The following is a 16,354-nucleotide window of genomic DNA, read 5'->3' as shown; positions in this document are numbered from 1 at the left end:
GGGAAGCAAAATATTCTTATGCCATAAAAAGTTGGAGAGACAATTGGGAGGAGCTTACAGCTTTCTTTGAATTTCCACTAGAGATCAGAAAAATTATTTACACAACAAACCTTATTGAAAACCTGAATGGAAAAATCAGAAAGTATACCAAAAACAAATTATCATTCCCTACGGATCAAGCTGTGATGAAATCTGTATATTTGGCTACCAGAGAAGCAACCAAAAAATGGTCTATGCCAATCGCAAATTGGGGAATAATCCTTAATCAGTTCTTAATTATATATGAAAAAAGGGTAAGACTTTAAAAAAGTCAAACCCTCGATATTTTAAGTTACACACTTAATGAAACAGTGTCAACCTGAAGAATTTTCTTCAGGTTTTTTTTATGTCTTTTTTTATCCTCTTACTTTCTGTTCCCATTTCCAAGCAGAGCTAAGGGATTCATCTAGGGAGCTATTTGCTTTCCATCCTAACTCATTGTTTGCTTTAGAAGTATCTGCATAAGCAGCAGTGATATCTCCTTGTCTTCTTGCTACAATTTTGTAGTTTAGTTTTTGATTAGAAACCTTTTCAAAAGATTGGATCACTTCCAGAACAGAGCTTCCAGTTCCAGTTCCTACATTAAAAACCTCGTAATTCGACTTGTTTTTGTGTTCCAATAAACGTTGTAATGCGACTACATGCGCTTTTGCTAAGTCTACTACATGAATGTAATCCCTTATACAGGTTCCATCATTTGTAGGGTAGTCATCTCCAAATACAGACAGTTGTTCTCTAAGTCCCATAGCTGTTTGTGTGATAAATGGCACAAGGTTTTGAGGAACCCCTATTGGTAGTTCTCCAATTTCGGCTGATGGATGAGCTCCTATGGGATTAAAATAACGTAAAGCAACTGCCTTTAATTTAGGATATACCTTACAAGTATCTCTAATGATTTCTTCTCCGATTTGTTTTGTGTTTCCATAAGGAGATTCTGCAGTTTTTACTGGAGCATCTTCTGTAATAGGTAGTTCGTCAGCTTGTCCGTAAACAGTACAAGATGAGCTAAAAATAAAGCTAGCAGATGGTTTACTAGCTAATTGTTGTAAAATGTAAATTAGCGTAGATAAGTTGTTTTCATAATACAATAAAGGATTTTCTACACTTTCTCCTACTGCCTTAGAGGCTGCAAAATGTATAACTCCTTCAATATCATTATGCGTTAAAAAAAAATCTTCTACCTTATTTTTTTCTCTGAGATCAAATTGTGCAAAAATAGGTTGTTTTCCAGTTACTGCTGTAATTCCTTTTAAAACTTCGGGCGACGAATTTGAGCAATTATCAATAATAATTACTTCGTATCCTTTATTCTGTAATTCTACAACGGTATGAGAACCTATAAATCCCAATCCCCCCGTGACTAAGATTTTCATATGTAAGTGGTTTTATGTTTGTTTAAGGTAAGGAACAATAATTAAAGGATTTTAGCAACTTCTTGATTTACAAATTCTAAAAACCTTTCATCTTTTTCTGTAAACGGATCTGGAGTTTCAGAATCAATATCGATTTGACCGATATTTTCACCGTTTTTAAATAAAGGAATTACTATTTCGGATTTAACAGTAAGGCTACATGCAATATAATTATCTTGAGCTTGTACATCAGGAACCACAAAATTTTCGTTAGAAACAGCAACCTGACCGCAAATTCCTTTTCCAAAAGGGATAATTATATGGTCTGTTTCTTCTCCAACATACGCACGAAGTTTTAATTCGTCTTTGTCTCCATTTTTAAAATAAAAGCCAACCCAATCATAATAATTAATGTTGTCTTTAAGTAGTTGGCAGGTTAATTCAAGCCTTTCTGTTACTGTTATATCATTGTTTTTAAGTAGTTGTTCTACTTTAGGTTTTAAATCTTCAAAAATCATTCTTCCAATTTTTTCGCAAAAGTATCTAAAATATTTAGAAAAACTTCTTATTTAGAATGGTATTGTTTTGTTAAAAATAATAATTATAAATACAATAATCCTTTGGTAATTACCTCATGTATAGAGTATTTTTGATATCTCTTAAAAAAGAAAGTAGATATGTTTTTTTTGATACATAATTTTTTTAATGTAATAATGCGATATTTAATAGTAGTACTAATTTTAGGAGGATTAAATGCCTCTTGCACTGCTGATAAAAAGAGTAAAAAAATAGAGCCTGTTATTGAGGATGAAAAAATAGACTATAATAAGGATTATGATAGTACAGATAGTCAAACAAAGGTTGTATTTTCTCAAGCAAAAGACCAACAAATATTTGATTTATATTTATCTATTAAAAAAGCCTTAGTGAACTCTAATGAAAAAGAAGTGCAGTCACAGGCAAAGAAATTGGGAGCAGTTATTAAAGATTTTGATGAGGATAAGCAACTTAAAGCAATATCCAAGCTTATTGCTTTAACAAAAGATATTCATAAACAACGTGATTTTTTTGTTGGATTAACGCATGAAATAGAAAAACATATTAATAAGGTTGATATAACTTCTGGAGAGATCTATCAGCAGTTTTGTCCAATGGTTTTTGAAGGAAAAGGAGGATATTGGTTTTCTAATTCTAAAGAAATAAGAAACCCTTATTTTGGTAAGAAAATGCTTACTAGTGGAAGCGTTAAGAAAATTTTTAAATAAAAATATAGAATAGTCTTTTTTGTTAAGATAAAAAAGTTTTGAAAAAAACGCTATATTTAAAGAGGTCAAGTATGGGATTAATTAGACTTTGGGGAAAGTTCAATTATGAAGATATATTGGATAGTTATTGATAATTGGAATAAAAGAAAAAGATATGAATAAGAGAAAATTGATAGTTTTGATTTTTTCTGTGCTAATTTTTGGTTGTAATGAAGCAAAAGTAGTTGCAGAGTCGAATAGTCAAATTTTAGCTCTTTTAGAAAGGTCTAAGACACTGCAATTACGAGGAGAAAAAGTAGAGCAGAGCATGCTTAAAAATAAAGATTCACTAGTAATTCTTAATGGAGAACCTGATGTAAAATTAAATCAAAATAGTAAAGGTTTTGTAAATATAGAAGAGTTATCTGATGAATTTATTTTAGATATGAAATATGCTACTTCTGATAATTTTTTAAAAGAAAAAGTATACTCCTGTGAGAAATGTTATGTTAGAGAAGAGGTTGCAGAAGCTCTTATAAAAGCAAATAATGATTTGCTAGCACAAGGTTATAGGATAAAATTTTTTGATTGTTATCGCCCTTATAGTGTACAGAAAAAAATGTGGAAAATTTTTCCTAATCCAGGATATGTGGCAGATCCTAAAGGAGGGTCAATTCATAATAGAGGAGCAGCAGTAGATATTACTTTGGTTAGGTCTGCAGGAGGACATGTTGATATGGGTACAGATTTTGACTATTTTGGTAAAGAGGCGCATCATGCTTACACAAAACTTCCAAAAACTGTTTTAGGGCATCGTAAATTATTACGAGAGACAATGGAAAAACATGGATTTAAAACGATACGAACAGAGTGGTGGCATTATAATTTTAAAACAAATATTAAATTTAAAATATCAGATTTTAAATGGGAATGTGAGTAAAGGTGTTCTGTTTAGTATTTAAAACAAAGTGAAGTAAAACGACACTCATATAGTGAATGTCGTTTTTAAAGAACAATGGTAAAAATCGGAAAAAAATTACTATTGTGTCTATTAGAATTGTTCCACTTCAGTACTGCCTTTCATTGCTACAGTAGAAGATTTGCCTGCGGTCACTGTATTTTGTACCGCATCAAAATAAGTGGTGCCAACAAACCCTTGATGTTTTACAGCTTTAAAGCCATCTTTTTGTAAAGCAAATTCTCTTTCTTGTAGTTCAGAATACCCAGCCATTCCTCTTTCTTTGTATGCCTTGGATAACTCGAACATACTAGTGTTTAATGCATGAAACCCTGCCAATGTTATAAATTGAAACTTGTATCCCATTGCAGCTAGTTCTTCTCTAAATGTTTCCATTTCTTTGACAGTAAGTTTTGCAGCCCAGTTAAAAGAAGGAGAGCAATTATATGCTAACATTTGATCTGGATGTTTAGCATGTATAGCGTTAGCAAATTTGCGAGCTTGTTCTAAATCAGGATTGCTAGTTTCCATCCAAATAAGATCTGCGTACGGAGCATAGGATAATCCACGATCGATTCCTTGTTCGATCCCATTTTTTACATAAAAGAAACCTTCATCGCTACGTTCTCCTGTTACAAATTGTCTATCGCGATCATCTATATCACTTGTTAGTAAGTTAGCAGCATCTGCATCTGTACGGGCTATAATAATAGCAGGGACTCCCATAACATCGGCAGCAAGACGAGCAGCAACTAATTTGTTGATAGCTTCCTGTGTTGGAACCAATACTTTTCCTCCCAAATGCCCGCACTTTTTAGCAGAACTCAATTGATCTTCAAAATGAACACCACTTGCACCAGATTCAATCATAGATTTCATTAGTTCAAAAGCATTTAGGTTTCCGCCAAAACCAGCTTCTGCATCTGCTACAATTGGTACAAGATAATCTTTTGTGTGTTTTTCTCCATTTACTATCTGTATTTGATCTGCACGTAACAAAGCATTATTTATTCTTTTTACTACTTGTGGAACACTGTTTACTGGATATAAAGATTGGTCCGGATACATTTGCCCTGCAAGATTTGCATCGGCAGCAACTTGCCATCCACTTAGGTAAATAGCTTCTAATCCAGCTTCAACCTCTTGTACGGCTTGATTTCCTGTAAGTGCTCCTAATCCTGCTACAAAATCTTGAGTTTTTAACTTCATCCATAGTTTTTCTGCTCCTAATTTAGCAATGCTATGTTCAATTTTATACGATCCTTGTAGTTTTACTACTTCTTGAGCAGTATAAGGACGTTCAATATTCTTCCATCTTGGATTTGTAGTCCAATCAATAATCAACTCTTCTATTCTTTGTTCTGTACTCATGGCTTATGGATTTACTATTTTTCTTAATTTTATTTATGTTTTTATTTAGATGTACTTATATGCTCTGTTGGTAAGAAATTCTTCAAACTCTGTATTTGTAACTAGTCTGTGAAAAATATCAATTGCATTCTGATAGTTTTTGGTTTCAAATAGAAGGTTTCCTATTTGTTGTTTAATCACTTGTAGTTCTTCTTCAAAAACAGTCTGAAAAAATGACGTATTAAAAACTCTGCCGTCTTCTAGCACGACTTCATTTTTTAACCAATGCCATATTTGGGTTCTGCTAATTTCTGCGGTTGCAGCATCTTCCATTAAATGATACAATGCTACTGCGCCATTACCGCCCAACCATGCTGCTATATAATGAATACCCACGTTAATGTTTTGTCGTATTCCTTTTTCGGTAATAGTACCTTTTGGAATAGTTAAAAGATCTGCTTCCGTAATTTTTATATCGTTTCGTTTTATATCAATTTGATTTGTAGTGGGCATATATTTATCAAATACTTCCATTGCTAATTTTACTAAACCAGGATGTGCTACCCAAGTGCCGTCGTGTCCATTTTTAACCTCTCTTTCTTTGTCAATTTTAACCTTTGCAAATGCTGTAGCATTTTTGGTTTCATCGTTTTTAATAGGAATTTGAGCAGCCATCCCTCCAATGGCTAGGATGTTTCTTTTATGGCACCTTTGTATAACTAAAGTGCTGTATGCGTCCATAAAAGGGCTACTCATGGTAACTTGACTTCGATCAGGAACTATAAACCCTTTGTGGGCTCTTAGTTTTTTGATGTAACTAAAGATATAATCCCATCTTCCGCAGTTTAATCCTACGATATGATCTTTTAAAGCATATATTATTTCATCTAGTTGAAAGCTAGCAGTAATAGTTTCTACAAGGACAGTAACCTTTACTGTGCCATGTTCTATTTTTAAATACTCTTCAGAAAAATCAATTACGTCGTTCCACCAGATGGCCTCTGTGAAATGCTCTAGTTTTGGTATATAGTAATAGGGGCCAGAACCATTTTCTTTAAGTTGTTTGTTATTATGAAAAAGATATAAGGCAAAATCAAAAAGAGAGGCACTTATTTCTTCATTTTTTATTAAAAGATGCTTTTCATTAAGATGTAATCCTCTGGGACGTACAATTAATGTAGCTGTTTTTTCATTAAGGTGATAGGTTTTGTCTCTTTTAGGATTGTAGAACGAAATAGTTTTTTTGACCGCATCCTTTAGGTTTTTTTGACCTTGTAGACAGTTTTCCCAAAGAGGTGCATTACTGTCTTCGAAGTCGGCCATAAAAGTTTTAGCTCCAGAATTTAAAGCATTAATGATCATTTTTCTTTCCACAGGGCCAGTAATTTCGACTCTACGATCTTGTAAATCTAGAGGAATTGGTGAGGCACTCCACTCGCTATTACGAATCTCTTTGGTGTTTTCTGGAAAAGAAGGGTGCATTCCCAGATCAAATAGATGCTGTTGACTTTCTCGATTTTTTAAAAGAGCTAATCGTCTTTTGTTAAAACGATCTTGTAAAGCCTCCAAAAAATTCAGGGCACCATCTGTTAAAATTTCAGGATGATAATTTGTAACTTCTTTAGAGAAGCTGATTTTCTGACTAAGGTTTGTTTGAATTTCCATCTGCTTTAAAATTTAAATGACGGGTTAATCTAATGATGTGATGTGCCTGTCGATAATGATTTTTTCTTAAATACCCATTATGAATTTTCATGACTAATATCGTTTGAGTGAACAATATTAAAAAAAAGTTTTTTACAAAACAAGCGAACGTTCGCTAAATGTTGTTTTTTTATTTTTTAGACAATTACGCAAAAAAGATTACTTTTGGATTTATGGTAATAGCAGAAGAATATATAAGATTGATTTTTGGTCTGAAAATCAAGCAAATACGAACAGAAAAGGATTTGTCTCTTTTTGGGTTGTCTAAACTTTGTGGACTGTCTAAATCATATTTAAATGAAATAGAAAAAGGAAAAAAATACCCTAAGACAGATAAAATAATTAAGCTGGCAGAAACACTAGAGGTACCATATGATCACTTAGTTTCTTTAAAACTAGATAAAAATTTAGCTCCAATAGGCGAAATTTTGCAGTCAGGGATATTAGACGAGATACCATTAGAGTTATTTGGGATACAACAGAGTGATTTAATTGATATTATTGCTAATGCACCATCAAAGGTTAATGCGTTTATTAGCACAATTATAGAGATTGCTCAGCATTATAATATGAGTCGTGAAGGGTTTTATTTAGCTTCGTTACGATCTTACCAAGAAGCACATAACAACTTTTTTAAAGATCTTGAAGATAAAGCTGTGCGATGTGCTAATTCTTATCAATTAGATTTAACAGGAAAAATAACTTCGAAAGAGCTGGAAGAAATTCTTGAAGAAGAGTATGGGTATACAATTAATGTTGAAGGTCTTCCTGAGCAAAAGGAGTTAGATAATCTAAGATCAGTATTTGTGCCTTCTACAAAGACACTTTTATTATCTAATAGGGTAGATGAGGCTCAAAAAACATTTATTTATGCAAAAGAGTTAGGGTATCAGTACTTAGAAATCAAAGACAGACCTTATACTTTTTCTTGGATACGATATGATAATTTCGAAGAAGTTTTACATAATTTTTATGCATCTTATTTTGCAGGAGCATTGATTATTCCTAGAAACCACCTTAAAGATCACCTTAAAAATGTTTTTGCAATGAAACGGTTTTCCGAGAAGGCTTTTCATAAAATTATGAATTTGTATAATGCTTCTCCAGAGTCTTTTTATCAACGACTTACTAATGTATTGCCAAAGGATTTTGGAATGCAAAATGTGTTCTTTCTTCGATTTACGCATAAATTAGGCGCAGAAAAATTTAATTTAGTTAAGGAATTGCATATTACCCATCAACAGCAGCCCCATGCTAATGAGGTTAACGAGCATTATTGCCGACGATGGATGGCTATAAAAATCTTACAGCATGTGTCTAATAAGGATCTGGACTATGCTTTTAATATTCAGATTTCTGATTATGCAGATACGGATCAACAGTATTTAGTATTTACATCGGCAACAAAAGATCCATTTAGAAAAGAGTATTATCGCAGTATTGGAATTGGTTTTTTAATTTCTCCAGCTTTAGTTAAAAAAATAAGTTTTGTTGATGATTCTAAAATCCCAAGGATTAAGGTTGGGGTTACTTGTGAATCGTGCTCTCTAACCGATTGTGAAGTGAGAAAAGCGCCTCCAAAACGATTAATTGCAAAAGATAAGCATAAGAAAACAGCAGCACTGGTAGAAGATATTATGAAGAAATATTCTTAAATGTATGTTATATAATGAAACCCATCTCATTAATTTGAGATGGGTTTTTTTATTAATATGATAGGCTAAATAATTTTGATAGCGTATTATTGCTTTATAAACAAGCTAATAATTTCGCTGTCGCTGGGTGCCTACATCATTCCTGGCATACCTCCACCCATTGGCGGCATTCCACCACCTCCAGCAGATTCTTCTTTGATGTCTATTAAAGCACACTCAGTAGTAAGGATCATTCCTGCTACAGAAGCAGCGTTTTCTAGAGCAATACGAGTTACTTTTTTAGGATCGATGATACCTGCTTTAAGCATATCTACATAAGTTTCAGATTTAGCATCATAACCAAAATCATCTTTACCTTCAAGAACCTTAGCAATTACTACAGATCCTTCTCCACCAGCATTTTCAACGATAGTTCTAAGAGGAGATTCGATAGCACGATTAACGATTTGTACTCCTGTAGCTTCATCTGCGTTTTCGGTTTTTACATTGTCTAATACAGATTTAGCTCTAACCAGAGCTACACCACCACCAGCAACAATACCTTCTTCAACAGCAGCACGAGTTGCATGAAGTGCATCATCTACACGATCCTTTTTCTCTTTCATTTCTACCTCAGAAGCAGCACCTACATATAATACAGCAACACCACCAGCTAGTTTAGCTAGACGCTCCTGTAGTTTTTCTTTATCATAGTCAGAAGTAGTAGTTTCAATCTGAGCTTTAATTTGATTTACTCTATTTTTGATTAAATCTTCTCCTCCAGCACCATTTACTACGGTGGTGTTATCTTTGTCAATTGCTACTTTTTCTGCAGTACCTAAGTGTTCTATAGTGGTATTTTCTAAAGTAAATCCGCGTTCTTCAGAGATTACAGTACCACCTGTTAGGATAGCTATATCCTCTAGCATAGCTTTGCGTCGATCTCCAAATCCAGGAGCTTTTACAGCTGCAATTTTTAATGCACCACGTAGTTTGTTTACTACTAATGTAGCTAATGCTTCTCCATCTACATCTTCTGCAATAATTAAAAGAGGTTTTCCAGTTTGAGCAACAGGCTCTAATACAGGAAGTAAATCTTTCATAGCAGAGATCTTTTTATCATATAATAAGATATATGGATTTTCAAGATCTGCTGTCATTTTTTCACTATTGGTAACAAAATAAGGAGAAAGATATCCTCTGTCAAATTGCATCCCTTCTACGATATCTACGGTAGTATCTGTACCTTTAGCTTCTTCTACTGTAATAACCCCTTCTTTACCAACTTTTCCGAAAGCTTGAGCGATAAGATCTCCAATAGTTTCGTCATTGTTAGCAGAAATAGCAGCTACTTGTTTTATTTTGTCAGAAGAGTCACCTACTTCTTGAGTTTGTTTTTCAAGATTAGCAGTGATAGCTTCAACAGCTTTGTCAATACCGCGTTTAAGATCCATAGGATTAGCCCCGGCAGCTACATTTTTAAGGCCTTCTTTTACTATTGCTTGTGCTAAAACGGTTGCGGTAGTAGTACCGTCACCAGCCAAATCATTAGTTTTAGAAGCTACCTCTTTCACCATTTGAGCTCCCATGTTTTCTAAAGGATCCTCTAGTTCTACTTCTTTAGCTACAGAAACCCCATCTTTAGTAACTGTAGGGGCGCCAAAAGATTTACTAATGATTACATTACGTCCTTTAGGTCCTAAAGTTACTTTTACTGCATTAGCCAGAGCATCAACACCACGTTTGATACCGTCTCTTGCTTCTATGTCAAATTTTATGTCTTTTGCCATAATTTATTTTTTTTTAATTAAATCTTAAATTATATTATTCGATGTTCCAAAATAATTAAATGGAGTTTGTTGAATAGTATAATATTAGATTTGTTTTTTGTAATTTTTTAAATTGATATGTGTGTTCTTATACAATTGCTAGTATATCATCCTCACGCATGATTAGATAGTCTTTTCCATCTAATTTTAACTCAGTACCAGAATATTTACCATAAAGTACGGTGTCTCCAACTTTAACCGTCATGTCATGATCTTTTTTACCGCCACCTACGGCAGCTACTTTACCTTTTTGTTGTTTTTCCTGAGCCGAATCAGGTATGAACAATCCTGATGCTGTTTGTGTTTCTGCCGGTAATGGCTCTACAACCACACGATCTGAAAGAGGTTTAATATTTACTCCCATTATGATTAGTTTTTGTTATAAAATTAAAATGAAATCTTTGAAAGATATCATTTCAGAAATTATGCCAGTAAATGGATACTGACAAATTGAAATAAAAAATGTCGACTTTATGACAAGTCGACATTTTTTATATTTTATATTTTTTTAAAGATGCTATTCTTTGTCATCTTCTTTTGCTGCAGGAGGAGCTACAGGAGCTTCTACCTGAATATCTTCAGTATTTACTTTTGATTCTGGAATAGAACTGCTTCCCATTAAATCAACATTTGATAACAGAATCAAAACTAATAATAATGTAGCTAGAGTCCATGTGCTTTTGTCGAGAAAATCGGTAGTTTTTTTTACACCACCTAATTGTTGAGTTCCACCACCACCAAAAGATGAGGATAAGCCACCTCCTTTAGGATTTTGTACCATAATTACTACTACTAGTAAGAAAGATACAATAACGATAAGTATCAGAAAAATTGAGAAAGTTGTCATTATATTGTTATTTATTTTCTTGTGTTTTTTTTATTGCTCGAATTTGGTCTGCAAAGAAACCACTTTTTTCGGGATTTTTCAAAATTAATATATTGTATGCCTGAATTGCTTTTTTATAATTTTTTTGATTCAGATAAACTCGAGCCAGAGTTTCTGTCATTAATTCGTCTGTTGGGACTGTGTTTTCTTTAGTCAGATCACGGGCAGGAGCATTTTTAGCAACAGGTTTTATTTTTGGATTACTTGCGATAAACTCATCAATTAAATTAAACTTATCTTTTTGTTCTAGAGGTTTTTGAGACTTGTTTTCTTTATTTTTAGAATTAGATGACGTTGTTTTTTGATTAGAGTCTCTCTTTATTGGATCTAAAGAGGTGATTTTTAGCCATTCTGTAAATGAGTGTGTTTCTTTTTTTGTAAAATCAAGAGGTTTATTTATTTGTAATATTTCTTCGGGTGTTTTATTTTGTTTTTCTGACTTTTGAAGATCTTGTTGTGTTTCGGAAATTTCAGATTCTTTTTCAAGACTTTTAAGGGGTTTATTTTCTTTTCGAGTAAAAAATAAAGCAGGATCCAGAACATCTTCGGCCTCTTTTATCTTCATCCGTATAGCTTCGTCCATAGTGATTCTAGGCGACGCTTTTATTTCTTGAGGATCAATAACCTCTATCTCAGAGGTGTGTTTCTTTTTTACATCTTGATTTTTGGTATTTTCTTTGAAAATATCCGAGGTAATAAAATCAAATAAAACACTACGATCTGTAGTATGTGCTGCAGTAATTTTTAATTCTTGATTGTATCTAAAACTTTCTTGAGATTTTAAAGATTTTAAAAATAAAGATCTTGCAGATTGAAAATAAGGGAATGTCTTGATGATTTTTTCTAGAGCATATCCTTGTTCTTTATCTAATTGTTTAGGATTTTGTAGTATATATGTAAACTCTTTAGTGTTCAAGTATTTTTAAATTATAATGTTGTTCGATCTAAGGAATTAAAACTAATAACTAAAAGATAACTTACCATTTAGCTAAAGTAGCATTAAACATATCTTGCGTGATTCTTTCAAAAATTATCTGTAAAGCTTCATCTCTTATGGTGTTTTCTGATGATGAAGCTGGGTAATCAAAGAAAAATGAAAAACGTTGTTCCATATCTTGTGTAGAATCTTTTGCGTCATAAAATCTCATATTAACTGCAATGGTTAAACGGTTTTGAGCTGCTGTAATATCTGATGTGGCAGTGTTAGGAGATACATAATCTTGTACAATTTCTCCTTCATAAATAATATCTCCTCCAGAATTTGTTAAACTAAGGTTAGTTTGATTAAGGATTAAATCTTGTAATTGATTCGTAAAAGTTTGATCTGCTCCTGGGAAAATTCTCGGAGATTGATTTTGAAAAAAATTAACCTGAAATGTTTTTGTTTCAGGGGAAATAGATATTCCACTAAAAGAGTATGCGCCACACCCTTGAAGAAGAGGTATGCTTATGATCAATACAATAATGCATTTTAGTTTAGTCATTTGTATTTTGTGATTTCTTATGGTTGCTAACTATGTTGAAAAAGTTTTGATAATATTTTTAATAATTTTTGGATAAAATAATTTCCTTAAACCTAATTAGAGGTCATATTGTTTTATTTTTCTATACAGGGTACGTTCACTAATTCCTAATTCTTCTGCAGCAGCTTTTCGTTTCCCTCTGTGGCGTTCTAAAGATTTTTTAATTAACTCTAACTCTTTATCATGCAAGGATAGTGTTTCTTCTTCTTCAATTTCTTCAGCAAAATGATATTTATCGTCTTCTGTTCTTTGAATTGTATTTTGTGACTGTATTTCAAGTACTTCAGAGGTAGGTTTTCTTACTGGTTTTTCAAAATGCGTCTCTTCTTTCTCTTGGTAAATTTTTTGAATTAATCCTTCATTATCTTTTTGGACTTGTTGATTATTTCCATTTTGCATCAACTCCATAGTTAGTTTTTTCAGGTCATTAAGATCGCTTTTCATATCAAATAAGACCTTGTATAAAATCTCTCTTTCGTTACTGAAGTTACTCTCTTTTTTATCTGAAGAAATTACTGCGGGTAAATTATTTCCCATATTTGGCAGATATCCATGAAGAGAAGCTGCGGTTATAGCTCTGTTTTGCTCAAGGACTGAAATTTGCTCGGCAATGTTGCGTAGTTGTCTAATGTTACCACTCCAGTGATACTTTTCTAAAAGTATAACTGCTTCATCACTTAACCGTATGGTTGGCATTTTGTATTTGGTAGCGAAATCAGAAGCAAACTTTCTAAAGAGTAAATGGATGTCGTCTTTACGTTCTCTAAGAGGAGGTAAAAGTATTTCTACAGTACTAAGGCGATAATATAGGTCTTCTCGAAATCTTTCTTTTTTGATTGCTTCAAACATATTTACATTGGTTGCGGCAACAATGCGAACATCTGTTTTTTGTACTTTTGAAGATCCTACTTTAATAAACTCTCCGTTTTCTAAAACCCTTAAGAGGCGAACTTGAGTAGTGAGAGGTAATTCCCCTACTTCATCCAGAAATATTGTTCCTCCATCGGCAACTTCAAAATAGCCACTTCTGGTTTGTGTAGCTCCTGTAAATGCTCCTTTTTCATGGCCAAAAAGCTCGCTATCTATTGTTCCTTCAGGGATTGCTCCACAGTTTACAGCAATATATTTGCCATGTTTTCGGTGAGATAAAGAGTGTATTATTTTAGGAATACTTTCTTTTCCTACACCACTTTCTCCAGTCACTAAAACCGAAATATCAGTAGGCGCTACTTGTATGGATTTTTCTACTGCGCGGTTTAATTTAGGGTCATTACCTATGATTCCGAATCTTTGTTTTGTGGCTTGAACTGATTCCATTTATAATAAACTATTAATGGTTTATTTTACTTTTTAATGTTTAGTCTGTGTTGGTAAGTTAGTTGTTGTCAGAATACTCGATTGCTCTACCAAGTAAGGTAGCGCTTGTGCATTCATCTATACGAACCATTACAAAATCTCCTACTTTATAATTCTCTTTAGGAAATATTGCTACTATGTTTTTTGTGGTTCTGCCACTCCAATGTTGATCTGATTTTTTAGATTCTTTTTCTATTAATACCTCAAACGTTTCTCCTATGTAGTTTTGATGTCTGTATGCGCTATGGCTACGTTGTAATTGTATGACTTCGGCAAGTCTTCTTTTTTTGGTTTTTTCTGGGACATCATCCTCTAATTTGCGTTCAGCAAGTGTCCCTGGTCTTTCCGAATAGGCATACATGTAACCATGTTCGTATTTTATGTTTTCTAACAGTGATAATGTATCTTGATGATCTTCTTCAGTTTCTGTGGGGAAACCAATGATCATATCCTGAGTTATGGCACAATCAGGAATTATTTTTTTTATATCAGTCACTAATTTTATGTACTCTTCTCTGGTGTGTAAACGATTCATTTCTTTTAGAATACGATCACTTCCACTTTGAATAGGAAGATGTATGTGCTTGCAAATGTTTTTATGTTTAGCCATAATCTCAATAACATCGAGAGTCATATCTTGTGGATTAGATGTCGAAAAACGAATGCGTAATTTAGGATGTTTTTTAGCAGTCATATCCAAAAGCTTTGCAAAATTTACTGCGGTAGCTTTTTGAAAATCACTTGCTTTTTCAAAGTCTTTTTTTAGACCACCACCGTACCATAGATAACTATCTACATTTTGACCCAATAAAGTAATTTCCTTAAAGTTTTGATGGACTAAATCATCAATTTCTTCGAGAATACTTTGTGGATCTCGACTGCGTTCTCTTCCTCTGGTAAAAGGAACGACACAAAATGTACACATGTTATCGCATCCTCTTGTTATAGATACAAAAGCAGACACTCCATTGCTCTGTAGTCGTATAGGAGAGATGTCTCCATAGGTCTCTTCTTTAGAAAGAACTACATTTACAGCATTGCGTCCAGCATCGACTTCTTCAATTAAATTTGGTAAATCTTTATATGCATCAGGGCCAACAACAAGATCTACAATTTTTTCTTCTTCTAGAAATTTGCTTTTTAATCTTTCAGCCATACAGCCCAGAACTCCAACTTTCATTCTTGGGTTAATTTTTTTTACGGCATTATATTTTTCTAATCGTTTCCGAACTGTTTGCTCTGCTTTTTCACGAATAGAACAGGTGTTTACTAAAACTAAGTCTGCATCCTCTAGATTTAGTGTAGTATTAAACCCCTCCTTAGCCAAAATAGAAGCAACAATTTCACTATCACTAAAATTCATTTGACAACCGTAACTTTCAATAAAAAGCTTGCGTTGGTTGTTTTTATTGTAATCAAGAACAAGAGGTTGGCCTTGTTTATTTTCGTCAATAATCTTCTCCATAAAAAAAAATAATTCCTTATCAATTTAGGGCAAATAATATGCAAAGATACTTTTTAATACGATTTATGACAAAGTGGCAGGGGTTTATTTTGTAAAAAATCTATATTTGACCTTTTTTTTCACTTAAACAAAAATATAATTATATGACATCTGATAAACTCTTTGAAAAGATAGAGAATTGTAATTCTTTGGATTTTGGAGGTATTTTTAATAAAAGTATAGAGCTTTTTAAAAAAGTATGGCTTCAAGGATTTGTGCATTTATTGATTTCTTTTTTGGTGATGCTTCCATTAATTTTTGTAATGTATATACCCATTATTGCTTTAGCAGGGGTTTCTTCAGGATATGGGCATGGGTATCCTAGTGAAGAGGTGTCTATAGGTCTTATGATTTTATTTGTGATATTGGTTTTTATAGTATCTATTGTAGCATCAGCATTTCAATTTGGGATAACAGCACATTTCTATAAGGTTTGTAAAGAGGTGGATTTAGGTCTTCCAGAAACGTCCTCGTATTTTGTTTTTCTTAAAGGTAGAAATTTAAGAAAAGTTCTTCTTCTTTCTTTAGTAACTTTTGGGATAGCACTTTTGGCTATAGCATTATGTTATTTCCCTCTTTTTTATGTAATTGTACCATTGCAGCTTCTAGGAGTTTTATTTGCTTTTAATCCAGAGATAGAAGTCTCAGATTTAATAAAAGCAAGTTTTAAACTAGGAAATAAAAAGTGGCTACTTGTTTTTGGATTAGTTTGGGTATCTTCTATGTTAGCGACGATGGTTGGTTTTATTATGTGCTTTGTTGGAGTGTTTTTTACCTCCTCTTTTGCATTGCTACCAGTCTATTTTGTGTATAAGGATGCAATAGGTTTTGAAGAAGAGGAATTGGAAAATGAAAACACATTTTTAATAAAATAAAAAGTAAAAAACCTGCTGATTGGCAGGTTTTTTTTAAACTAATTTTTTGATAAAGAATCTTGATATCAAAAAATTCATATACTTTTGTCGTCAGAAATTA

General features: G+C 32.9%; 16 protein-coding genes. 5 read left to right on the top strand and 11 right to left on the bottom strand.

The window, feature by feature from the left end:
• Window positions 1-305, top strand: a 305-nt coding sequence (locus H527_RS0112990; RefSeq protein WP_027413115.1) for a transposase, incomplete at its 5' end; no start/stop codon positions are given.
• Window positions 306-395: 90 nt separating this feature from the next.
• Here H527_RS0112990 and galE read toward each other — a convergent pair.
• Both galE and H527_RS0112980 read right to left on the bottom strand, forming a co-directional pair.
• Window positions 396-1,412, bottom strand: coding sequence for a UDP-glucose 4-epimerase GalE (galE, locus tag H527_RS0112985; protein WP_027413114.1), 1,017 nt, complete (start codon window positions 1,410-1,412; stop codon window positions 396-398).
• Window positions 1,413-1,453: 41 nt separating this feature from the next.
• On the bottom strand, window positions 1,454-1,909 hold the full coding sequence (locus H527_RS0112980; RefSeq protein WP_027413113.1) for a GAF domain-containing protein: 456 nt from the start codon (window positions 1,907-1,909) through the stop codon (window positions 1,454-1,456).
• A 195-nt stretch (window positions 1,910-2,104) separates the two neighbouring features.
• Between H527_RS0112980 and H527_RS0112975 the strand changes: the two genes are divergently transcribed.
• Window positions 2,105-2,656, top strand: coding sequence for a DUF3347 domain-containing protein (locus tag H527_RS0112975; RefSeq protein WP_027413112.1), 552 nt, complete (start codon window positions 2,105-2,107; stop codon window positions 2,654-2,656).
• Window positions 2,657-2,810: 154 nt separating this feature from the next.
• Entirely contained in the window at window positions 2,811-3,575 is a 765-nt protein-coding gene (locus tag H527_RS0112970; protein WP_027413111.1) for a M15 family metallopeptidase, read from the top strand.
• Between the two features lie 111 nt (window positions 3,576-3,686).
• Here the strand turns inward: H527_RS0112970 and aceA are convergent, their stop codons facing one another.
• Window positions 3,687-4,964, bottom strand: coding sequence for an isocitrate lyase (gene aceA / locus H527_RS0112965; RefSeq protein WP_027413110.1), 1,278 nt, complete (start codon window positions 4,962-4,964; stop codon window positions 3,687-3,689).
• 45 nt (window positions 4,965-5,009) lie between these two features.
• Window positions 5,010-6,608, bottom strand: coding sequence for a malate synthase A (aceB, locus tag H527_RS0112960; RefSeq protein ID WP_027413109.1), 1,599 nt, complete (start codon window positions 6,606-6,608; stop codon window positions 5,010-5,012).
• Window positions 6,609-6,826: 218 nt separating this feature from the next.
• Here aceB and H527_RS0112955 point away from each other — a divergent pair, with 218 nt between their 5' ends.
• Window positions 6,827-8,302, top strand: coding sequence for a helix-turn-helix domain-containing protein (locus tag H527_RS0112955; RefSeq protein ID WP_027413108.1), 1,476 nt, complete (start codon window positions 6,827-6,829; stop codon window positions 8,300-8,302).
• A gap of 131 nt (window positions 8,303-8,433) precedes the next feature.
• Here the strand turns inward: H527_RS0112955 and groL are convergent, their stop codons facing one another.
• The 7 genes from groL to miaB form a co-directional block, all read right to left on the bottom strand.
• Window positions 8,434-10,071, bottom strand: a complete 1,638-nt coding sequence (groL, locus tag H527_RS0112950; RefSeq protein WP_027413107.1) for a chaperonin GroEL — start codon at window positions 10,069-10,071, stop codon at window positions 8,434-8,436.
• A 127-nt stretch (window positions 10,072-10,198) separates the two neighbouring features.
• Window positions 10,199-10,474 carry a co-chaperone GroES gene (locus tag H527_RS0112945; RefSeq protein ID WP_024771712.1) on the bottom strand — a complete coding sequence of 92 codons (276 nt, stop codon included), beginning with the start codon at window positions 10,472-10,474 and terminating at the stop codon, window positions 10,199-10,201.
• A gap of 153 nt (window positions 10,475-10,627) precedes the next feature.
• Window positions 10,628-10,957, bottom strand: coding sequence for a preprotein translocase subunit SecG (secG, locus tag H527_RS0112940; protein WP_027413106.1), 330 nt, complete (start codon window positions 10,955-10,957; stop codon window positions 10,628-10,630).
• A 7-nt stretch (window positions 10,958-10,964) separates the two neighbouring features.
• Window positions 10,965-11,912: a hypothetical protein gene (locus tag H527_RS0112935; protein ID WP_027413105.1), complete on the bottom strand. Its 948-nt coding sequence runs from the start codon at window positions 11,910-11,912 to the stop codon at window positions 10,965-10,967.
• A gap of 61 nt (window positions 11,913-11,973) precedes the next feature.
• Window positions 11,974-12,480 carry an LptE family protein gene (locus H527_RS0112930; RefSeq protein ID WP_027413104.1) on the bottom strand — a complete coding sequence of 169 codons (507 nt, stop codon included), beginning with the start codon at window positions 12,478-12,480 and terminating at the stop codon, window positions 11,974-11,976.
• A gap of 96 nt (window positions 12,481-12,576) precedes the next feature.
• The gene (locus H527_RS0112925) at window positions 12,577-13,836 is read right to left on the bottom strand and encodes a sigma-54 interaction domain-containing protein (protein WP_027413103.1); all 1,260 of its coding nucleotides are present in this window, start codon (window positions 13,834-13,836) and stop codon (window positions 12,577-12,579) included.
• A gap of 58 nt (window positions 13,837-13,894) precedes the next feature.
• Window positions 13,895-15,340, bottom strand: a complete 1,446-nt coding sequence (miaB, locus tag H527_RS0112920; RefSeq protein ID WP_027413102.1) for a tRNA (N6-isopentenyl adenosine(37)-C2)-methylthiotransferase MiaB — start codon at window positions 15,338-15,340, stop codon at window positions 13,895-13,897.
• Between the two features lie 143 nt (window positions 15,341-15,483).
• Between miaB and H527_RS0112915 the strand changes: the two genes are divergently transcribed.
• The gene (locus tag H527_RS0112915; RefSeq protein WP_027413101.1) at window positions 15,484-16,254 is read left to right on the top strand and encodes a hypothetical protein; all 771 of its coding nucleotides are present in this window, start codon (window positions 15,484-15,486) and stop codon (window positions 16,252-16,254) included.
• Window positions 16,255-16,354: the final 100 nt, after the last annotated feature.

Source organism: Aquimarina muelleri DSM 19832 (assembly GCF_000430665.1).
Taxonomy (GTDB): Bacteria; Bacteroidota; Bacteroidia; order Flavobacteriales; family Flavobacteriaceae; genus Aquimarina; species Aquimarina muelleri.
Note: the sequence above shows the minus strand (reverse complement) of the source record. Positions and strands in the feature narration are given on the sequence as shown.

Excerpts from the sequence above, each read along its gene's own strand:
- galE (WP_027413114.1), bottom strand. The coding sequence starts at position 1,412 with ATGAAAATCTTAGTCACGGGGGGATTGGGATTTATAGGTTCTCATACC.
- H527_RS0112980 (WP_027413113.1), bottom strand. The coding sequence starts at position 1,909 with ATGATTTTTGAAGATTTAAAACCTAAAGTAGAACAACTACTTAAAAAC.
- H527_RS0112975 (WP_027413112.1), top strand. The coding sequence starts at position 2,105 with ATGCGATATTTAATAGTAGTACTAATTTTAGGAGGATTAAATGCCTCT.
- H527_RS0112970 (WP_027413111.1), top strand. The coding sequence starts at position 2,811 with ATGAATAAGAGAAAATTGATAGTTTTGATTTTTTCTGTGCTAATTTTT.
- aceA (WP_027413110.1), bottom strand. The coding sequence starts at position 4,964 with ATGAGTACAGAACAAAGAATAGAAGAGTTGATTATTGATTGGACTACA.
- aceB (WP_027413109.1), bottom strand. The coding sequence starts at position 6,608 with ATGGAAATTCAAACAAACCTTAGTCAGAAAATCAGCTTCTCTAAAGAA.
- groL (WP_027413107.1), bottom strand. The coding sequence starts at position 10,071 with ATGGCAAAAGACATAAAATTTGACATAGAAGCAAGAGACGGTATCAAA.
- H527_RS0112945 (WP_024771712.1), bottom strand. The coding sequence starts at position 10,474 with ATGGGAGTAAATATTAAACCTCTTTCAGATCGTGTGGTTGTAGAGCCA.
- secG (WP_027413106.1), bottom strand. The coding sequence starts at position 10,957 with ATGACAACTTTCTCAATTTTTCTGATACTTATCGTTATTGTATCTTTC.
- H527_RS0112930 (WP_027413104.1), bottom strand. The coding sequence starts at position 12,480 with ATGACTAAACTAAAATGCATTATTGTATTGATCATAAGCATACCTCTT.
- H527_RS0112925 (WP_027413103.1), bottom strand. The coding sequence starts at position 13,836 with ATGGAATCAGTTCAAGCCACAAAACAAAGATTCGGAATCATAGGTAAT.
- miaB (WP_027413102.1), bottom strand. The coding sequence starts at position 15,340 with ATGGAGAAGATTATTGACGAAAATAAACAAGGCCAACCTCTTGTTCTT.
- H527_RS0112915 (WP_027413101.1), top strand. The coding sequence starts at position 15,484 with ATGACATCTGATAAACTCTTTGAAAAGATAGAGAATTGTAATTCTTTG.